We start from the raw sequence: 19,438 nt of genomic DNA on the forward strand, positions 1-19,438 counted from the left end.
GTCCGCAGGGAGCTGGGATTCATGCTGGCGCCACCAGTGCAGAGTTTGTTTCTATGCGACGCCGCTCGGTAAGCAGCCCCATCAGCAATGTGACTGCCATACAAATGATTCCGAGCCACAACACCGCAGAAAAGTCCCTTTCTACAATCAGCGCTGCCGCCAAAGGCGGGCCGGCAATCTCGCCCACCTTGAATGCACTTGCGCACAGCACAATAAAGCGCCCGGTATCGTCCACCCGGTTGAATTGATCCATCAGCAGGGGGAGCGAAAAGCTCCAGAAGAACTGGAATACAATGGAAGTGGCGGCATACAGCAGGTAGGCATCGAGGGTAAATTCACCAATCAGCAGCGCCATGGTAATCATCTGGGCTGTCATGGCGACGAGCAAAGTGGCCATGCGCCCCACATAGTGGCTGAGCCAGGGAGTCGCGAGTGACCCCAAACCGCTAATCGCAAATCCGATACCCAGGAGATCGCCCACATCTGCGCTCTCTAGCCCCAGGTTTACGCCAATCCGCTCCAGATAGGCCCAGACAGCGGATACGCCACAGTAGTAAACCACGGTGGTGGCAAACACCAGTATTGCGCGGCCTGATAGCAAGGTTGCAAAAATGCTATTGCCTTGCTCGTCGATTTTCTCAGAGCGCGGAAAGGCTAATAGACACAAGGCAATGGTGATCAACAGCCAGGCGTTCAGGTAATGGAAGAAGCCACTGAAATCCCCCTCACCCATAATGCGTGGAACGGCGAAGAAACCGATGGTTCCAAACGCGACCTGGGCGGTAACCATCAGTCCAAACGCCAGTTGCGGGTTGCGGCGGTCGCCGAGCCCGGCAAGGGCGATGGCATACGCCGAGCCACATCCGAGCCCGGCAATAATGCGTGTCGCCATCAATGCGCCGAACTGTTCAATCCCAAGGCTCGCCAGGTTGGCCAGGGCAAATATAGCAAGGCCAGTAAGTGCTATCGGCTTCCAGGGGAGCCGGCGCACCCAAAAAAATGCGGAAGCAGAGCTCAGAAAAATTCCAATCACGTCGGCCGAAGCCAGCCAGCCAATCTGTTGCCCGGTAAATGCGCCCTGATCCGTCAGCGCGCCCACCCAGAGAGGGAGGAGTGTCAGGATGGACGCGCCCATCATGGCGACGAACAGCAAACTGGCCAGATGGGCCAAGTACTTGCCGTGAGACATGTTTGTATTCATACCGGTCATTATTCGTTATTGATTGTCGGCGGAAGCAGTTGTTCTTTTACGTTCGATGATAGCGAGCTATTTCAACAGGGCGAATCACCGTCAATCGGTTTGAGCGATAGGTGCGCCCCAATCATTGATCGATTCCTGCCTGGAAAAATTCCAGCATAAGTCATTCAAATTGGCGTATTAATGTTTTTTTAGGTCGCTTTCTCTGCCACTTACTTCGCCTTTCGGTCGATTGTACAAATAAAAAATTCCATTTGTGTGGTTTTTTTGGAATTTTCTAAGTAGTCTTGCGCCGTGCCCTCCGGATTGGAGGGCCGTTGGATGTGAGGTATCTGTGCCTGTCCGGTGCAAGAATGACAGCGATGTCACCTTGTTCAGGTTGGGCGAAGGGAAGCTGATAAGCATAAATCCGATAAACGAAAAACGGAAAATACTATGAAATCCAATAACTTCCGTATGAACCTGCTCGCGCGTGGTGTTGCCCTGGCGTTGGCAGGTGTTGCGGCGCCACTGGCGTTTGCACAAGAGGCCGAAGAGCAGGATGAGAAGAAAAAAGCCACATCCCTGGAGGAGATTCAGGTGGTTGGCTTCCGCGCTGCACTGGAAAAAAGTGTCAACGTAAAACGCTACGCGACCGTAGTGATGGACAGCATCAATGCCGAGGATATCGGCAAGTTCCCCGATAAGAACATCGGTGATGCCCTGATGCGTATTCCGGGTGTGGGTATTGAGCGTCGCTTTGGCGAAGCGGATGGTGTGAGTATTCGCGGCCTTGATCCCGCGCTGAGCCTGACCTATCTCAACGGGCAGTCAATTTCTACGGCGCAGTGGTTCGAAGGATATCGTCCGACGCGCGGCTTCCGTTCCGATATGCTGGCTGCGGAGCTCGTATCCTCCCTCGAGGTATACAAGTCGCCGCGGGCCGATCTGCCCGACGGTTCCATCGGTGGTGTGGTGAATATCAAAACCCGCCGTCCACTGGAGATGGATGCCAACACCATGCACGGCTCCATGGAGTATCAGTACTCTGAGAATGCGGAGCGCTGGGATCCGGCGTTTTCTGGGCTGTACAGCTGGAAAACCGAAGACGAAAAGTTTGGTGTGCTGATCAGTGCTAGCCATCAGGAACGCTTTACCACCTACGACGCCATGGAAAACTACTATGGCACCGGTGCTGAGGCCAAAGACACCGATGGCTCTGGTGACTTTACCCACGCGACCTGGGGTGCAGGCCATGCGATCTTCCAGCAGCAACGTGAGCGCACCGCGTATAACCTTACTGCGCAGTACCAGCCTAACGAACAACTGGATATCACCGCGAACTACCTGAATTTCTCCCTGTCCGCCGACAACGTGAACTCCAATTATCTGGTGGTTCCAGGGCGTACTGCGGATATCCGTAATGTGACCGCTGTTGAAGACTTCCCGGCGGGGCAAGGTGTGCTGCGACATGATTCATATCTGGGTGACGTGACCGGTGAAGCAGGCAATGATTACTGGTTTGGTCCGGACACCTTCTTCCGCAACACCAACCCCGAAGCCCAGGCATTCGACATTGATGTGAATTACAGCCACGAGCTGTTCGATGCACATATGCAGGTGGGTCATACTGAAGCCGAGGGCGATATCATCGTCATTGGCTACTCCGGCATGATTAACACCGCAACCATGGGGGCTGCTGGACTTACCGGTGATGAAAAACTCACGCTGGATCTTACCGGTAACAAGCTGGGTGTGGAATTTGACGGGTTTGACCCAAGTAATCCGGCGAATTATCCACTGAGCATTCGCGAGAATAACCCGCATATTCAGGATTCCGATGAGGAAACCTACGCGCAGTTTGACATCACTGTGCCGATGCAGAACCCAGGTATCATCACTTCGGTGAAAACCGGCCTAAAATACCAGGATCGTAGCAACGAGCGTTCGCTGCACAACTTCACCGTCGACATTCCGGCAGCACTGGCCACTGGCACCGCAACTTATGCGGACCTGCCTGTAAATACTGGTTGCGGGCAGTACGAGAAGACAGCCAAGAGCAATACCCTGACCTGTCTGCCGACGCTGGATCTGGATGGCATTCGCGCTCTTTCCTCGAATCTGACGCCGTCGAACACCCTGCAGCGTGAGAGCCTGGCTGACTACTATCAAATCAATGAGCAGAAGCTCGCGATTTACGGTATGGCCGAATTCGAGTACGACAAGTTCGCCGGTAACTTCGGTGTGCGCTACGTCGATTATGATCTTGAGTCTGTCGCAAACCAGGAAGATGCGCTGCGAGTACCGACCAACAACGATTATGCTGAGTTCCTGCCAAGCCTGAACGTCACCTACGCAATCAATGACGACCTGTTGGTTCGTGGTGCGGCTGCGCGAGTGATGTCCCTGCCGAACTACCAGGACCTGCGTAATACCTTCAGCTATAACAGCACGACCCGCACCGGTTCTGCTGGTAACCCGTTCCTTGAACCCTGGCTGGCGACTCAGTTTGACCTGGGTATTGAGTGGTATTTTGCTGAGGGTGCGCTTGCCAGTGCGACATACTTCCGCAAAGACATTGACTCCTTCCTGTTCTCAATCTCAGAGATCGAGACGCATGAAATTATCGATGAAGACACCGGTGAGTTCTTCACTGCCGATCTGGATATCTCGCGTACCCGAAACGGTGGTGAGGCCAACCTGCAGGGTATAGAGCTTCAGCTGCAAGCGGAGCTGGGTTATGGGTTTGGTGTAACCACCAACTACACCTTCACCGACGCGGAAGTTGTCGACAACAACGGCCAAGACGGACTGAATCTGCCGGGTAACTCGGAAGATATGTGGAACGTAACCACCTATTGGGAAAATGACCGTTATAGCGCTCGTCTGATGGCGAACCATCGCGGTGAGTTCTTCAACGGTTTCCGTATTGGTACCGCCTCAGAGACCGAAGCGTACACCTCTGTTGATGTGGCATTCTCTGCAGAAGTTACAGAGAACGTAACATTGAGCCTCCAGGGCGTGAACCTGACCGGTGAGTTGTACCGCACCAAGAATGCGCAGGATTCCTGGGATGGGCTGTTCCAGTTGATCAACGACGGAGGAACGCGCTGGTTTGTAAATGCGGCAGTCAAGTTCTAACTTGGCTCTGCTTGATTTGCGATGATCAAAAAGAAACCGGCCTTGGCCGGTTTCTTTTTAACTAATGGTTACCTCTTATCTGTTGTAGTAGCGCACGATTGCTCGGCAGCAAATCTTGAATTTCTTCGCGAAGCTTAGCGATACGCTCGAAATTCTCACGTGCTTTACTAAGGTGAGGTAATTGACCGGCATGCCACTGATAGTCTGCATGGTACTCCATGCCGTACAGGATGAACTCGTAACTCTCACGGACAAAGGGTTCCAGGGCGCTAGGCATATCAAAACGGCTTGGTGGATAATGCCTCCAGAACTCCAGCTGTTCCTTCAGGGTCTCTGGCAGAGTCGACGGGTCCCGGTTGTCATGCCAAAAGTCACCATCGGTCCGTCGTGAGAGATAGTAGTGCAATTTGATAAAGTCGACGACGCGCTGCCAGCGCTGAGAGAAGACATCGTTGAACTTTTTCTCCAGTAGTGGGAGCTGCCCCGTATGCCGTGGAAACAGCTCCGTAAGCATGTTACAGGATGCCTCAATCAAAAATATGGCGCTCGCCTCCAGGGGCTCAAGGAATGCAGCGGAGAGGCCCATGCCTACACAGTTCTTGTAAAACACTTTTTCACGGTAACCCAGGCGCAGGTTGAGGTGACGGGTTTCCAGCGAATCAATGAATCGCGATTTTTCCTTTGCTTGTGCCGTACTTGATGTGAGACCAGTTGTTTTCCAGGCATATTCGCGAAGCACTTTCTCTGCATCGTCCGACGTTGCATGATTCCCGCTGTATACATAACCGGTACCGCGCCGGCTCTGCAGACCAATCTCCCAGATCCAGCCTGCGGACTGTGCGGTAGAGAGTGTGGGGCTGTTGATCGGCGCCTCGGCATCCGCATAGGGCACTTGTAGCGCGATGGCTTTATCGACCAGTAGCGTATTGCCGACGCTTCGAAATGGGATTTGGTAAGTCTTGTCTAATAGCAAGCTTGAGAAACCACTACAGTCGATAAAAAGATCACCTGAAATTGAGTCACTCTCTCGCGTCGCTATTGACTCGATAAAGCCTGAATCGGACAGCACCACCGACTCAACATGCGCTTGCAGATGTGTCACACCGAGCTTTTCTGTGGCATGGCGTCGCAGAAAGTCAGCAAATTTTCCTGCATCGAGGTGATACGCGTAATTGAGTACGGCTTCATATTGCGGCGTGTTCAATGATTTCGGGGCAAGAAACTGCTTGCAGGCTTCCGGTTGCGGTGAAATGGCCTCCGCGTAAGGAAGTTTCAGATCTTGCTGTAGATAGTGCCAGTATGGGCCCGGCGCGATTGGCCATAGCCCTTGCGGTAGCTCGAAGGAATGATAATAGCTGGTCTCGCCACCACGGGCATCCGCAGTATGCCAATTGACGAACCGCGTACCCTGCTTGAAGGATGCATCGCACTCGCGAATAAACTCAAATTCGTCAATACCGAGTTTACGCAGTGTATTGCGCATTGTCGGCCAGGTGCCTTCGCCCACACCGATCGTTGGAGCATCCGGAGATTCTACGAGGGTTACAGAGTATTCTTGATTTTCCAAGGGACATAGGTGGCGAGCAAGGCTGGCTGCGGCCAGCCACCCGGCAGTGCCGCCCCCGATCACTACGATGTTTCTTATTGATTGCATGATGAAGCCTTACCATGGCGAAGCGCCGCATTGTGGCTGTGCCGATTCAGTGTTGTAATGAATTTATTAAAGTTATTCGCATGTCATTGCTTGTTCCATTCTGCCACCGAATATTCTCAGGTGGAACTCAGTTGGCCTTGCAATACCAGGTAGAATATTGGGGATTTCCGTGGATCCGAAGTTTTCTGTATTGATTGTTGGTGGGGGAACGGCCGGCTGGATGGCGGCAAACTTACTCGCGCGAAAGTGGCGAGACTTGCCGGTCAATATTTCCCTGGTGGAATCCAGTGAAATTGCCACTATCGGTGTCGGAGAGGGAAGTACCCCCTATCTCAAGTCTCTTTTCAAAACGCTCGACATCCCGGAAAGAGAGTGGATGTCGGCCTGTGATGCTACCTATAAATGCGGCATCCGATTTCCTGGCTGGTCGACGAAGCCAGGGTATACCTCTTACTACCATCCATTCTATTCCCCGCTAGACCGGGAGACTGGGGCCGAGTTTTTTGCCCAGGCTGATAAGCGCCGCCAGGGACTTTCCGTGGAAGCACTGCCTGATTACTTTTTTCATGCGCCTTATCTATCTCGTGCTGGCCGGGCACCGATTCCCAAGCGCCCATTACCATTTGAGTTGGATTACGCCTATCACTTTGATGCAGGACTACTCGGGAGCTTTCTAAAAAGCAAGGCGTTAGCCGCGGGTGTCCGCTATCAACAGGCAACTATCCAGCAAGTGCGGCTCAGGTCGTCTGCCCAGGGAGAGGCCGGCATCGGCAGCTTGTTGACCGCAGAAGGGGAAGTTCTGGCCGCCGACTTTTTTATTGACTGCACCGGCTTTCGCGCTGGTCTGCTGTCAAAGCTGCCAGACCATCAGTTTCACTCCTACGGCAAGACGTTGCTCAACAATGCTGCGGTCGCCTTACAGCTGCCGGGCGGCAACAATGGCCCTCTGTATTCGGAAACGGTTTCTGAAGCACTGAGCAGTGGGTGGATGTGGAATATCCCTCTGCAAAGCCGCACGGGCTTTGGCTACGTGTACAGCGATGCATTTATCAGTCCGGAGCAGGCGGAGCAGGAGCTGCGTTTGCGCGCCGGTGCGCCGGATCATCTTCCTTGCAGGCACTTGAAAATGCGGGTAGGGCGCGTGGAGCAGCATTGGTCTGCGAATTGCCTTGGCGTTGGGCTTTCGCAGGGGTTTATCGAGCCCCTGGAGGCGACGGCGTTGATGCTTGTGCAGTTTACGATTGAGCAATTCGCTGCAGTATTCGATCCGCGTCGCCCAGATAGATCATCTGTAATCGAACGCGCAAGCTTCAATCGGAATATCAACCTCATGTTTGGCGGTGTCCTGGACTATGTTGCAGGGCACTATTTTCTCAACTCGCGAGATGATACCGATTACTGGCGTGCGGCCCGCGAAGAAATTGTTGTTCCTCAGCGGCTGCAGGATTTGGTGACTTGCTGGGACCAAGGCGGTGACTTTGAGCAGCATTTGCACCAAGCCGGCGGGGATAAAGTTTACTCACCGGCTAGTTGGTATTGCCTCCTTGCCGGGATGGGGCGCTTTCCTCAAGCGTACTCCTCAGCGACAGAGGCGGATACTCAATTACTTCGAGACGTGCAGTCCTTTTGTGAAGGGAATACGCAACGCTTTCAATCCCATCGCTCACTTCTTGAGCAATATGCCGGCGATTAATAATTTCTTTCTACGAGAGCCTTCCTCGGAGGGCTCTGGCGTAGATTTCCTTTTGGCACTTGCCGCAGAATCCGTTGAATTATTCCTATCGAATCAATTTGGATCGCAATTCGACCAAAGGATGATGCCTGTCACGTCGAAATGGGCGCCTCTCTGTTGTGATTAAACTGTCTTAAAGTGCATTAAAAGAAATTTCGTCGAATTTTTTATGATTTTCCTCTCGCACAGATGGAATTTTTTTCGCAGAATGGCCATGGAATATCTTATTCCTTGCGTTGAGTGCTAAAGATATATTTTATCGGTTTGACCGATAGGAGCTATCGATTGAGAACCAATAACTAAGCAACACCGCCGGCGCTGATGGGAAGTCGAGAACAATGTTCAACATTTCCCCGTGGGGACAAACACAATAAATGCCTGGGAGGCCATCCATGTTCCAGAAGACCAAATTGAGTTCCTCTCTCCAGAGAGCAACTTCAACAACACTTTCACGTTCGGCGGCGGCAGTTGCCGGTGTGCTGTTTTCGGTATCTGTTGCTGCTCAGCAGTCAGGGAGTATCGAGGGTACGGTGTACCTCGACGAGAATGTAGAAGCGGCGGGCGTTAAGATCACGGCCAGCAGCCCGGTTATGCCGAAGAGCCGGACCGTTACCAGCGATGCTGATGGCGATTTCAGGTTGCCCGCGCTCATCCCCGGTACCTATACGCTCACCTTGACTACTGATGATGGTATTACCCGCACGGTCAAGACCCGAGTGTTGCTGGATCAGCGTTCCAATGTCCAGGTGATGATGGTGCCGGACGCGGAAGCAGGCGATATGGAAGAGGTTGCTGTATTCGGCCAGCAGGTCGAAGTTGTAGGCGGGGGCGCCTCAGTCTCCAACGCGATTGGCGCGGATGTTATTAATGCGCTACCGGTTGGCCAAAGCTATCGCGACCTGATGAAGCTGCTTCCCGGAGTGCAAGTATCCCAAGACGCAGTCCGTGGTCCTAATGCGGGTGGCAGTGGCCAGGATAACACTTACGCATTTGATGGCGTAAACGTGACTCTGCCAATGTTCGGTACCCTCGCTGCAGAGCCATCCAGTCAGGACATTGAGCAGGTTGCGGTAGAGCGTGGCGGTGCCAGGGCGATCGGCTTTAACCGTGCTGGTGGTGTGAGCGTAGATACCAAGTCCAAATCTGGTACCAACGAATTTAAAGGCAGTGTCAACTACAAGTTCCAGCCTGCGAATCTGCGTGCAGAGACCGTTGACGGCGTGAGATCTGAGACCGAATACGACTGGACTACAGCAAATTTCAGTGGTCCGCTGGTAGAAGATACACTGTTCTTCTACGGTTCTTATTACGGGCCCACCGTATCTCGTGATAACAAAGAAACCGCCTATGGTCCTACCAAAGACTATCTGAGCGAGCGTGACGAGTACTTCGGTAAGCTGACCTATGCGGTAACCGAGGATATTTTGCTGAATGCCAGCTATCGCACCTCAGAGCGTATCGGAGAGGGTCTCTCAATCGGTTTTAACGAAGCGGACTCTGTTTCCTCGGGTGAGAAGTCCAATCAGGATATCATCACCTTTGATGGTTCCTGGATTATCAGTGACAACACTACCTTTACCTTTCAGTACAGTGATTACGCCCTGGAGACGCTGGGCGTCCCTGATTATTACGTCCCAACCCAAGCCAGATATGGCGCTGCCCTGGATTTAGCCCAGCTGGACCAAATGGGATACTTTACTGTCCCTAATCTGGATCCGGACAATGCCAGCTACGACAATGATCTGGCACAGGCTCTGATTGATCGTTACGGTTATGACGATAATGGTGAGCGCATTGGCGGTGGCGGTGTTGGTGGCTACAGCTCTATTGATGATCAGTCCTTCTATCGTGAAGGCTTTGAAATGGCGCTGGAGCACAACTTTGATGTTGGTCCTACCAGTCACCAGCTGCATGTTGGCTATCAGTGGTCCGAAGGTACAGAAGACTTGTCGCGGACGTCGAATGGTTGGGGTGCAATCAGTTACGTCGGCGGTGAAGAGACTACTCCGGATGGTGATCCGATTTATTTCCAGGCTTACACCGAGCAAATGAGCCTCGTCGACGAGTCTGGCACCTCTGTGCCGAGTATCAAATCGAGTACCGTGACCCACAACTTCGAGATCAATGACTCTATCGAGTGGAATGATTTCACCTTTAATGTCGGCTTCCTGTTTAGTCAGGATACATACTATGGTCAGGGCCTGAAGGAAAACTCAAATAATTACTCGGGCTTTGAAACCGCGCCGGGCAACAAGTACAAGATGTATGAAATTGACTGGAAAGATATGATCCAGCCGCGACTGGGTGTTACCTGGGCGTATAACGGGGAAGACACGGTTTTTGCGAACTTTGCCCAGTATAACCCCGCCGCCAGCTCGCTGGCCCGCGCTGCTTCTTGGGATCGTAATTCTGCTCGGCAGCTGGATGTTTGGTGGGACGAAGACGGAAATTACCTGGGCAATCAGGGACGCAGAGGTTCATCCGGTAAGATTTTCCAGGACAACCTGACACCTCGCCGTGTGGATGAACTCACCATCGGTACCACCAAAGGCTGGGGTGACAGTATCAATACCCGTGCACATGTGCGCTATCGTGAGGGTTCCCATTTCTGGGAAGACGTTTGGAACTGGGCGCGCTCCGATGAGGGTTGCTACGGTGACTTCGATGGTGACGGCATCAATGAGCATTGTGTCCCTGCAGAAATTGAAGCTCTCGGTCCCTACATTCCGGATCTTGCGCAGTATCGTGATGAAATCGGCGGTTCCTCTTACGTTATCGCGGAAATGGACGGTGCTTACACCAAGTACTGGGAAATGTCCCTGGAGGCAGAGTGGTATGGCGAGCGTAGTTACCTGAATGCGTCTTATGTATACAGTGAATACACCGGTAACATTGACCAGGACAACACCTCCTTTACCAATGACCTCAACCTGTTCATCGGCTCTTCCAGTTATGCGGATGATTATGGTCAGTACACCTGGGATCTGAAAAAAGGCACCATGCGTGGTGACAAGCCGCATCAGTTCAAGGTGTTTGGTTACTACACTCTGGACTGGAACGCGAATGTCGGTGCGTTCCTGACCTATCAGTCTGGTCAGCCATGGGAAGCTTGGGATGGTTCCATCTACGGGCGTAGCTCTGACACTATGCGTTACGCAGAGCCTGCGGGCAGCCGACGTACTGGTAGCCACTGGCAGATGGATCTGAACTATACGCAAGACTTCAGCGTTTTCACTGACTACACCGTAAAGTTCAGTGCGGATATCTTCAACCTGTTCGATCGCCAGACTGGTTATAACCCGCAGCCTTCCGTGGATAGTGAGTTGTTCGGCGAGCCCCGCAGTCGTTGGAGCCCACGTCGTGTTCAGCTGTCTCTGGGTGTGGACTTTTAATCACAAGAATTTCAACGGAAAACTCTCCTAGATCGTACGTACTTGCCCCGGCTTTGCCGGGGCTTTTTTCTTTGTGCGCGTACTTTTATGAGGGTGTCATCTCCGCAACTATAAAATTATTAGTGATTATTTTTTTTGAATAATTTATTCGTATTCAGTGCCATTTTTGCTTTAGAATGGCATAAGTTTTAAGAGCAATAATGGATACTGGCTAGACATGATCTGCAAGTTGGGTGGAGCGGTGAAGTCGAAATTATTTTTCCGTACATGGGCGTTCAGCGCGCTTGGTCTGGTTCTCGTTGCCTGTGGTGAGCCGCACGATACACACTCTGTGGAACCTCAGAAAGCAAATGCATCGGTTCCCCACTCTTTTACCTCCGTCAAGTTCGAGACAGACGTTCCGCACTTACAGGAGCGTATGTTGCAGCCTGAATTCTGGCAGCGCCGTCTGATTAATGATGCCGCACGCTTGAGAGCCGAAGAAATTCAGACCCTGAACGCAAAAAACCTGGGAAGCGGTCCCTATCTCAACAACCTCGATCAGTTCCCCAGCGATGTTTCCGGGGACCGCGTGATTGATATGATCAATCAGGTGAGCCGGCCCGCGTCTTCACCGCGTTATCGCGTTGATGGCTCGCTGTTTACTGAGATGGACTACGCGCAGCTGGATGCTGCTGTCCAGCGTTCCGCGGTGCCTGAGCAGGTCAAGGTTCGCTGGGGTGTGGTAGTAGAGCGCGCAAGTATGCGCAGCTATCCCACAGATACTCGGGTTTTGAAAAGCGCGGGCGACATGGATCTCGATCGCTTCCAGGAAACCGGCGTGTTCCCTGGTCAGCGCCTGGCGATTTTGCACGAAAGTGCCGATGGCGAATGGTGGTTTGCGGTGAACTATCACTATGCCGCCTGGCTGCCCAAACAAACGGTGGCCGTTGGTGAGCGCAGTGTGATTGATCGGTGGCAAAAGCAGTCGCCCCGTTTGACTGTGACTGGCGCCCAGGTGAGAACCAATTACAACCCGGTGGATCCGCGCACTTCTGAGGTTGTGCTGGACATGGGGGTATCTTTGCCACTGTTAAGCGCGGCGGATGTGGGGCATAACGTAAATGGCCAGAACCCGCACGCCAGTTACATCGTTGCCTTGCCGGTGCGCGATGCGCAGGGTGCGCTGGCTTTTGAGCCCACGCTGATCGGTCGCGCTCAGGATGTTACGCCGGGGTTGCTTGAGTACCGGCCGTCGTTGGTGCTGCAGCAGGCGTTCAAATTTCTTGGCGAGCGCTACGGGTGGGGTCACGACTACAACGGGCGTGACTGTACCGGCTTCGTGGGCGAGGTGTACAAGTCCTTTGGCATCCTGATGCCGCGCAATTCGGGCCAGCAGGGTAAAAGTGACTTTGCGCCGACCAAGCGATTTGGGCCGGAGGATCATGCTGCGCGCGCCGAGGCCATTGCTGCACTACGTGTCGGGGATCTGATTTATATCCCCGGCCACGTCATGATGTATATCGGCCAGGTGGATGGTGAGCCCTATGTGATCCATGATGTCACAGGGCTGAGCTACTACCAGACCGATGAAACCATGTATCGGGGTACGCTTTCCGGCGTTTCCATTACCCCGTTGAGTCCGATGCGGCTCAGTGAAGAAAAAAGCTATGTCGATGGCATCTATGCCATAAAAACCATTATCTGATTGGTGCCGCCATGAAAATCGTAGACGTAAAGCTGGGTATGTTGCGGGTTCCCCTGGTAACCCCGTTCAAGACTGCATTGAGAACTGTGGATGCGGTAGAGGATGTGGTGGTCATGCTCGAGACCGATACCGGGCATATAGGTTATGGCAATGCTCCTGCAACGGCCGTGATTACCGGTGATACCCACGGCTCTGTAATTGAAGCCGTGCGCACGGTATTTACGCCTCTGCTGCTGGAGCGCGATGTGGCGGACCTCAACCGCCTTACGCGCCAGATTCAGGGGGCGATGATCAACAATACCAGCGCCAAGGCCGCGGTGGAGATTGCGCTGTTTGACCTGTTTGCGCAGAGTTATAAAACACCGCTCTACCGCATTCTGGGTGGTGGAGAAAATAGCCTCACCACCGACATCACTATCAGTGTCGACTATATCGAAAAGATGGTCGCCGACGCGGAAAGTGCGGTGGATCGCGGTTTTGAGATCCTGAAACTCAAGGTGGGCAAGGATATCGGGCTGGATATCGAGCGCATCCGCGCAGTGTACGCCGCAGTAAAGGGGCGCGCGCTGTTGCGCCTGGATGCGAATCAGGGTTGGAGTCCCAAACAGGCGGTGCTTGCCATTCGTGGCCTGGAAGAGGCGGGTGTACTGCTGGAGCTCGTAGAGCAGCCGGTGAAGGCCAATAATCTCGAGGGCATGCGCTATATCGCGGAGCGCGTCCGAACGCCGATCATGGCGGACGAGAGCGTGTTCGGGCCGCAGGAGGTGATGAAGGTGATCGACCAGCGCGCGGCGGACATCATTAACATCAAGTTGATGAAAACCGGCGGTATCTCGAATGCGCTGAAGATTGCCGATATCGCAGAGCTGCACGACGTGGAGTGCATGGTTGGCTGTATGCTGGAAACCAGTATTGGTGTTTCAGCGGCGGCGCATGTGGCGGCAGCGAAGGCGCCGGTGGTGTCTAAACTGGATCTGGATGTACCGTCGCTGTGTAAATTCGACCCGATAGTCGGTGGCGCTTCCTACAAGGATGCGGATATCATTCTGAACGAAACCCCGGGCCTCGGTATTGAAAAGATCGAAGGCCTGCAGCTGCTGGCCTGAGGGCCGGCGTGAAGCGGAGTGATAGTACACCCCATGACCTGTCTTTTGAAAATGCGCGCCATGCGCGATCAGATGTCGGTGAACGAGCGCAAGCTCGCGGACTTTATTCTGGAAAACACGCAATTACTGCGCGATTACTCTTCATCCCAGTTGGCGGATGCGGTGGGGGTCAGTCAGTCCAGCGTGGTCAAGTTCTCGCAAAAGCTAGGGTATCGTGGCTATCCCAGTCTGAAGCTCGCCGTTTACGAATCCTATGCGGGCGCCGGTATCGCGGCAGTTGAGGAAAAATCCCGGCACTTTGCCCAGTCCGATAGCGTGCTCAGTACCCTGGGGCAAAAAAAACTCGAGGTACTGGAGAACACGGTCAGTATCAACGAATCGGAGCAGTTGGCGGCTGCAATCAGTGCAATCCGCGAGGCGCGCTGTATTCAGATATCCGCTTGCTCCGGCTCGGTTTCGGTTGCGCGGTATCTCACGCACCAGCTTCTGGAGCTCGGCTGCTGGGCGGTATTTGACGAGGGTGGGCCGTTGCAGAATCGCATCGCGGACTCTCTGCGCGATGAGGATCTACTGTGTATTCTGTGCGATTTCGGCGGTGAAGAGTCTCTGGTCGAGGTGGCGAACCGGGCGCGGGAGCATGGGGTGAAGGTGCTGAGCCTTACCCGGTACAACTATAACGCCGCCAGTATCCATTCCGATATTCGCCTGTACGTAGTGCCCTCGGAGGACGAGGAGGCGCTACAGCGCTTGCTGTTCCGGTCTGCACAGTTGCATGTGATTGAAGCGCTTGTCAGTGGGTTGCTTGAAGGGGCGAAGTAACCGACCGCAAACAGGCCCGCGTCCGAATCTCGATTTTTTTGAAGGCCGCCGGATCAGTATCCGGCGGCCTTAATTTTTGCGGTGAATAGTCGTCGCTAAGGGACGGCCGTTACTGGCCGGCTGTCTGTAACTTTTTGTTCTCTGCGGCTACCGGCTGCCACTGCATCTTGTAATCCCACTGATCAAAATACAGGTTGCCACCACGCCACTCGACCTCGCCGCGTTGGCTGTCGACGGTTTCCGAGCGGAAATGCTGTTTTGTCGGGGTGAAAGGGCGGCTGTAGTCGGTGTTGAAGATCAGCCGGTAGCTATCCAGGCCACCCAGGTAGAACCAGCGCTCGGCCTCTGATGCGCTTTCCAGTACACCGTGGGTGACATCCATCGGCATCCAGCCGTACGGGGCCAGATAAAACTCCCCCCAGTCGTGCATGGTGTCAAAGGACTCCGGTGAAAATTCCCAGCCGGATTGCCAGCGCGCGGGAATGCCGTTCATGCGCATCAGGGTGATCAGCAACAGGGTTTGCTGGCCGCAGTCGGCATGGCCTGCGTGAGCAGCATACTGACTGATATTGCGGATGGTGGAGTACTCGCGTGCGCCCGCCCAGGGGATCTGATCCACATGGGTAAACAGCTTCTGCGCGATGCGGTAGGGGTTGGTTTCGTCGCCCACGATACGCTGGGACAGGGCGCGTAACTCGGGGGTGAACTGTATGTGTGGGGCGCGCTCTTCTAAAAAAGCGCTGAGAGCCTGCCCATCCATCGGCTCGGTCTTGGCCGGATCAATAGAAAAATAGCGGGACAAGCTGTCAAACGCGTACTCCACGGAAAACTCGGTGGGCACTCCGGCGCGCGCGGTTTTCTCAAAATAAATGGTGCGTTGGGGAGTGTCTGCGGGTGCCAGCTGGTGTTCGGCGGGGGTGCTGTTGAGCAGGGTAATGTTTTCTTGCCTTCCGGGGAGTTCCTTGGGGAAGGGAATCCAGGCGCGCACAGTTTCTCCGTCCGGTACCGCGTCGGCATCGACCGTGAGGGAATAGGTGATGGCCAGTCGCTGGCGCAGTGGCGCTTCGCCACCGGTGTGCGCTTCGATCACGGCGCTGTGGTGTGGGTGCAGGCGGTAGAGCGGCGCCCGGTCGGTGAAGCGCCGGTAGTCCGCGGTGCGTGCGGCGGCTTCATCGGAGATATGCACCAGGTTGTAGGCGGCCTTGTTGAAGTAGCGTTGCTCACCATTGATGATTTTGTATTCCAGAAGGCCCGCTGTATTCCAGCGCGATAGGTCTTCCTCGGTGGCGTCGGGAATATAGCGGCGGATGGAGGTGAGTAGCTGCTCCGGGGGGATGGTGAATTCCATTTCGATCCGGCGCATGCGCTCGGCTTCAAAGGCCAGCGTCGAGTTGTCGGGATGATCCGGTTCCTTTTGCTGCATCGCGCTGATTTCCAGTTTCGCCGTCTCGTAGTGCCCTTTGTCGATTTGTGCCTGTAATTCCACCAGAGCATTCGGCGCTGCAATTAGTGTCGAGGAAGGCAGAATGGCCGTCGCGAGGATGGCGGCGTAAAGGCACGAGCGGCGTCCGGCGCTTGTGTCAGGGGGGGATTGTCGGCTCACGGTCCACTCCTTTGTAGGCAGTTTGAGAGGCAGTTTGATCGGCACGCTTCTGTCGCTCCAGCTCCCCTGGGGGAGTAAGCAAGTGCGCGGAATAATTTATTATTTACTTAAATTTCTATGGTTGATAAATTATTCTGGTGCGCGCGCGGCGTCAAGTCCGCTTCCAGTAATCCGCGCCCTTAAACGGAGACCCTGGCTCTATGAACCGATTTTTCGCATCCGCTACTTTTGTTTGTGTTTTCGCCTTCGCCCTGCTCGCCGGGTGCCAGCGGGAACCCCTGAGCCACAGCGATGCGAAGACTTACGTGGAGCGCGTACTGCGGGAAGAACAGGTGCCCGGCGCCGCGGTGGCGATCTGGCATCAAGGCGAGCCGCTACTGGTGCGCGGCTTCGGGGTTACCAATGTGGAGAGCCCGAAAGCCGTCGACGGCGATACCCTGTTCAAGTTGGCGTCCACCACCAAGGCGTTTACCACTGCCGCACTGGGCTTGCTGGTAGAAGAGGGCAAGCTGGAGTGGGATGGGCGTGTGGTGGACTATCTGCCGAATTTTCGCCTTGGCGATTCGTGGATCAGCAACGAATTCCGTGTTGTGGACCTGCTTACCCACCGCTCCGGTCTCGGCCCCGGTGCCGGCGATCTGATGCTGTGGCCCCAGCCAAACACCTATACCCGCATGGATGTGATGAATGGGCTGGCGCACCTGCCGGTTACTCGCAGTTTTCGTGCGGACTACGCCTATGACAACCTGCTCTACATTGTCGCCGGGGAACTGATCGCCGAACTTTCAGGGTTGTCTTACGAAGATTTTGTGCAACAACGCCTGCTGGCACCCATGGGGCTGCAAAATTGCTATGCGGGTCCTGTGCCGAGTGATGCCCGCGACAACCTGGCCGATCCGCACCGGCTCGAGGACGCCGGTCTGGTGGTGGATACCCCCAATCTTGCGGGCCACGAGCCCATTGTGCTGGCTGCGGCCGGCGGGATGCACTGTAGTGCCGGCGACATGCTGACCTGGCTGCGCGTATTGCTGAATGGCGGCGTGCTGGCTAACGGTGAACGGCTGTTCAGCGAGCAGACCCGCGATCGTTTGTGGCGTCCGGAAACCCTGATGCCCTTTTCCAGCGAACGCGCCGCACGCGATGGCGGACACTTTTATGCCTATGCCCTTGGATGGCGGGTGCAGGACATGCACGGCAAAAAAGTGATCCATCACACCGGCTCCCTGTCCGGCATGTATGCCTGGGCGGCGGTGGTACCGGAAGAGGACCTTGCACTGGTGGTGTTGATGAACCGCAGCGCCGGCGCGGCACGCCAGGCGCTGATTTATGGGCTACTCAAGCCCTATCTGGGAGCGCCGGAGCGGGATTGGCTGGCGTACTTCCAGGATTTATATGGCACGCCGGCGGAGGCGGTTGAGCCGGAAGAGCTGACCGCCCCGGTGGGTTTTACCCAGGTGCCTGATACAGAATTGACCGGGCTCTACCGGGATCCCTGGTTTGGTGATATCCGGATATTCTGGGAGAGCGGCACATTGCGCTGGCGCGCGCTCAAGTCACCGCGACTGACGGGCACCCTGACGTCCGCCAGTGAAGGTGTCTGGGCGCTGCACTGGGATGATCGCAGTCTGAATGCGGATGCGTGGATGATCGCGGATCGCAGTGAAACCGGGGCACTGTTGCTCACCATGCAGGCGAAGTCCCGCGGTACAGATTTCAGTTACGATTTTCATGATCTGCGCTTTGAAAAAGTCCAGCGGGGCAGCCGGGTAGAAGCGGCCGCTGGCCACTAGCGAGCGACGGGCAGAAAAACAGTTTATTTATCGACTTAATTTTCAGGAGTAGTCATGCAGCGGCGTACCTTGATCCAGTCCATGATGTCAGCACCCCTGTTGGGGGCGGCCGCGGCCAGTGTAGCCAGAGACAGTGGCCCATTGGCGTCCGCCGGCTACAGCAGCGGCGATTCCAGCCAGAAGGGTGCGGGTCTACTGCGTCCCAAGCGGCTCGAGGCGGGCATGACCGTGGGGCTGGTCACGCCGGCGAGTAATGCCTGGGAGGACGAGGATATTCGTTTCGCCGGCGATGTGGTGCGCTCATTGGGGTTTGAAGTGAAGGAGGGCAAGCACCTGTATCGCCGCACCCAATACCTTGCGGGCCCGGACTCTGCCCGTGCCGAAGATTTCAACGAGATGTTTGCCGACAGCAACGTGGATGCCGTCTTCTGCCTGCGCGGCGGCTATGGTACGCCACGCATCCTGCCCATGCTCGACTACGGGTTGATTCGCAACAATCCCAAAGTATTACTCGGCTACAGCGACATAACCGCGCTGTTGAATGCGATCTATCACAGAAGTGGGGTGATGACCTTCCACGGTCCGATCGCTGCGCAGAATTTCACCGATTACACCCTGGCCGAATATCAAAAGGTACTGGTACACGGTGAGCGGCCGATACCCCTGGGCGCGCCGCCACCCTTTGACTCGGCCCCGGGCCGGGTCGAAAACCGCAATCGCATCACCCGTTTCGCCGGTGGCCGCGCACGGGGACGCTTGATTGGCGGTAACCTGTCTCTGATGACGAGTCTGGTCGGTACGCCCTTCGAGCCCGATTATCGCGGCAAAATTTTGTTTCTGGAAGACGTCAGCGAGGCACCGTACCGGGTGGATCGTATGCTCACCCAGCTCTGGCTCGCGGGAAAACTACAGCAGGTCGCAGGCATCGCTTTTGGCAAGTTCACGGATGCGGAAACCAGTGGCAATACCTTCAGCATGGAGCACGTATTACGCGAGCGCACCGCCAGTCTTGGCGTACCAGTCGTGCGCGGCCTGATGATTGGGCACGTGGAAGACCAGACCACGGTGCCGGTGGGGGCCATGGCAGAGCTGGACGGCGATGCCGGCACGCTGGTGTTGCGGGACTCGGTTGTCAGCTAATCGTGGGCTGCAGACTAAAAATTGGTGGCAGGTATCGGCCGCAGCGATAACTGCCACCAGTCTTCATCGGCAGCCAGATGTTAGTATGCATTTTGCCGCCCCGGTCGAATGCACATCGGCTTTAAAAATATAACAATAGCTTTACATCCTATGACAGAACTTTCCTGGCTTACTCTTTTGCCGCCTTTTATTGCGAT

General features: G+C 54.9%; 11 protein-coding genes. 8 read left to right on the forward strand and 3 right to left on the reverse strand.

Translation table 11 applies throughout. From position 1 onward, the window contains the following. Positions 1–19 precede the first annotated feature (19 nt). Positions 20–1,201 (reverse strand): MFS transporter, encoded by a 1,182-nt coding sequence (locus AU182_RS08310; RefSeq protein WP_066967748.1) that lies wholly within the window; start codon positions 1,199–1,201, stop codon positions 20–22. A 432-nt stretch (positions 1,202–1,633) separates the two neighbouring features. Here AU182_RS08310 and AU182_RS08315 point away from each other — a divergent pair, with 432 nt between their 5' ends. Further along, on the forward strand, positions 1,634–4,318 hold the full coding sequence (locus AU182_RS08315) for a TonB-dependent receptor (protein ID WP_066963581.1): 2,685 nt from the start codon (positions 1,634–1,636) through the stop codon (positions 4,316–4,318). Between the two features lie 61 nt (positions 4,319–4,379). Here the strand turns inward: AU182_RS08315 and AU182_RS08320 are convergent, their stop codons facing one another. After that, on the reverse strand, positions 4,380–5,972 hold the full coding sequence (locus AU182_RS08320; protein ID WP_066963584.1) for a tryptophan halogenase family protein: 1,593 nt from the start codon (positions 5,970–5,972) through the stop codon (positions 4,380–4,382). A 169-nt stretch (positions 5,973–6,141) separates the two neighbouring features. Between AU182_RS08320 and AU182_RS08325 the strand changes: the two genes are divergently transcribed. The 5 genes from AU182_RS08325 to AU182_RS08345 all read left to right on the forward strand — a co-directional run bounded on the left by AU182_RS08325 (position 6,142) and on the right by AU182_RS08345 (position 14,708). After that, complete coding sequence (locus AU182_RS08325; RefSeq protein WP_153039190.1) at positions 6,142–7,665, forward strand: tryptophan halogenase family protein; 1,524 nt, start codon at positions 6,142–6,144, stop codon at positions 7,663–7,665. Positions 7,666–8,180: 515 nt separating this feature from the next. After that, the gene (locus tag AU182_RS08330) at positions 8,181–11,096 is read left to right on the forward strand and encodes a carboxypeptidase regulatory-like domain-containing protein (RefSeq protein WP_227718187.1); all 2,916 of its coding nucleotides are present in this window, start codon (positions 8,181–8,183) and stop codon (positions 11,094–11,096) included. Between the two features lie 418 nt (positions 11,097–11,514). Then, complete coding sequence (locus AU182_RS08335; protein WP_227718188.1) at positions 11,515–12,783, forward strand: NlpC/P60 family protein; 1,269 nt, start codon at positions 11,515–11,517, stop codon at positions 12,781–12,783. Positions 12,784–12,794: 11 nt separating this feature from the next. Next, positions 12,795–13,889 (forward strand): dipeptide epimerase, encoded by a 1,095-nt coding sequence (locus tag AU182_RS08340; protein WP_066963594.1) that lies wholly within the window; start codon positions 12,795–12,797, stop codon positions 13,887–13,889. Between the two features lie 33 nt (positions 13,890–13,922). After that, positions 13,923–14,708, forward strand: a complete 786-nt coding sequence (locus AU182_RS08345; RefSeq protein ID WP_066963596.1) for a MurR/RpiR family transcriptional regulator — start codon at positions 13,923–13,925, stop codon at positions 14,706–14,708. A 109-nt stretch (positions 14,709–14,817) separates the two neighbouring features. On the opposite strand, the gene AU182_RS08350 is transcribed toward AU182_RS08345, so the two are convergent. Further along, positions 14,818–16,311, reverse strand: coding sequence for a transglutaminase-like domain-containing protein (locus AU182_RS08350; protein WP_227718189.1), 1,494 nt, complete (start codon positions 16,309–16,311; stop codon positions 14,818–14,820). 200 nt (positions 16,312–16,511) lie between these two features. Between AU182_RS08350 and AU182_RS08355 the strand changes: the two genes are divergently transcribed. Together AU182_RS08355 and AU182_RS08360 are read left to right on the forward strand one after the other, a co-directional pair. After that, positions 16,512–18,101: a serine hydrolase gene (locus tag AU182_RS08355; protein ID WP_066963599.1), complete on the forward strand. Its 1,590-nt coding sequence runs from the start codon at positions 16,512–16,514 to the stop codon at positions 18,099–18,101. Between the two features lie 54 nt (positions 18,102–18,155). Then, entirely contained in the window at positions 18,156–19,241 is a 1,086-nt protein-coding gene (locus AU182_RS08360; RefSeq protein ID WP_066963601.1) for an LD-carboxypeptidase, read from the forward strand. The last annotated feature ends 197 nt before the right edge of the window (positions 19,242–19,438 follow it).

Origin of the sequence: Microbulbifer sp. Q7 (assembly GCF_001639145.1) — a bacterium.
Lineage (GTDB): Bacteria > Pseudomonadota > Gammaproteobacteria > Pseudomonadales > Cellvibrionaceae > Microbulbifer.

Excerpts from the sequence above, each read along its gene's own strand:
- AU182_RS08335 (WP_227718188.1), top strand. The coding sequence starts at position 11,515 with ATGTTGCAGCCTGAATTCTGGCAGCGCCGTCTGATTAATGATGCCGCA.
- AU182_RS08345 (WP_066963596.1), top strand. The coding sequence starts at position 13,923 with ATGACCTGTCTTTTGAAAATGCGCGCCATGCGCGATCAGATGTCGGTG.
- AU182_RS08320 (WP_066963584.1), bottom strand. The coding sequence starts at position 5,972 with ATGCAATCAATAAGAAACATCGTAGTGATCGGGGGCGGCACTGCCGGG.
- AU182_RS08340 (WP_066963594.1), top strand. The coding sequence starts at position 12,795 with ATGAAAATCGTAGACGTAAAGCTGGGTATGTTGCGGGTTCCCCTGGTA.
- AU182_RS08360 (WP_066963601.1), top strand. The coding sequence starts at position 18,156 with ATGCAGCGGCGTACCTTGATCCAGTCCATGATGTCAGCACCCCTGTTG.
- AU182_RS08355 (WP_066963599.1), top strand. The coding sequence starts at position 16,512 with ATGAACCGATTTTTCGCATCCGCTACTTTTGTTTGTGTTTTCGCCTTC.
- AU182_RS08310 (WP_066967748.1), bottom strand. The coding sequence starts at position 1,201 with ATGAATACAAACATGTCTCACGGCAAGTACTTGGCCCATCTGGCCAGT.
- AU182_RS08315 (WP_066963581.1), top strand. The coding sequence starts at position 1,634 with ATGAAATCCAATAACTTCCGTATGAACCTGCTCGCGCGTGGTGTTGCC.